This window comes from Collinsella sp. Sow4_E3, from assembly GCF_052116285.1.
GTDB lineage: Bacteria > Actinomycetota > Coriobacteriia > Coriobacteriales > Coriobacteriaceae > Collinsella.
Genome location: NZ_JBQKLJ010000075.1, coordinates 1 through 870 on the forward strand (window position 1 = coordinate 1; position 870 = coordinate 870).

Here is an 870-nt window from a genome sequence, read left to right on the forward strand (position 1 = left end):
GGCGATAGCTCCGGCAGCCGCCGACCGCCCCGACCCCTCTCCCGTATCCCTCGTGCGCCCTGTCTCCGCGCACCTGGCTACGTCGTCGCCCGCCGGTGCGACCCCGTGAAAACCGGCGCCGGGCGCCCCGACCTCTGCCGGGGGACGGGCGCCCGCCATCTCTTGGTCCTAGGCCGCGGGCAGCCCGCCCGCGGCAGACGATCGTTCGGTTTGGAGGAAATCTTATGCGTACGATCACCGAGTCCGAGTCCACCCCGAGGGCCGACGGCTTCTTCATGCCCGCCGAGTTCGCCCCCCAGGACCGCGTGTGGATAGGCTGGCCCCACCGCACCGACACCTGGGCCCACGGCGCCAAGCCCGCCCAGAAGCAGTATGCCGCCATCGCCCGCGCCATCTCCGAGTTCACCCCGGTCTACATGTGCGCCAACCAGGTCGACTACGCCAACTGCAAGGCCGTCTTCGAGAACGACGAGAACGTCACCGTCGTCGAGATGACCACCGACGACGCCTGGTTCCGCGACACCGGCGCCACCTACGTCATCAACGGCAAGGGCGATAAGCGCGCCAACCACTGGCACTTCAACGGCTACGGCGGCCTCATCGACGGCCTCTACTTCCCGTGGGACAAGGACGAGCAGATCGCCCTCAAGATGGCCGAGCTCTCCGGCTGCCGCCGCTACCGTCCCGACGACATGATCCTCGAGGGCGGCTCCATCACCGTCGACGGCGAGGGCACCCTCGTCGTCACCGACCAGTGCCTCCTGTCCCCCGGCCGCACCTGCTCCGCGGTGCTCGAGGAGGAGGAGGACCCCGAGTCCCTCTGGCCCAAGTACCGCAAGAAGTTCGAGCCCTGGAGCGAGGAGCTTCGCG

The 870-nt window shown here is 69.0% G+C and carries 1 protein-coding gene; it reads left to right on the top strand.

Annotated features, from left to right (window positions below; all coding sequences use genetic code 11):
• Positions 1-224: 224 nt before the first annotated feature.
• Positions 225-870, top strand: a 646-nt coding sequence (locus ACTQ48_RS11300; protein WP_441570999.1) for an agmatine deiminase family protein, incomplete at its 3' end; no start/stop codon positions are given.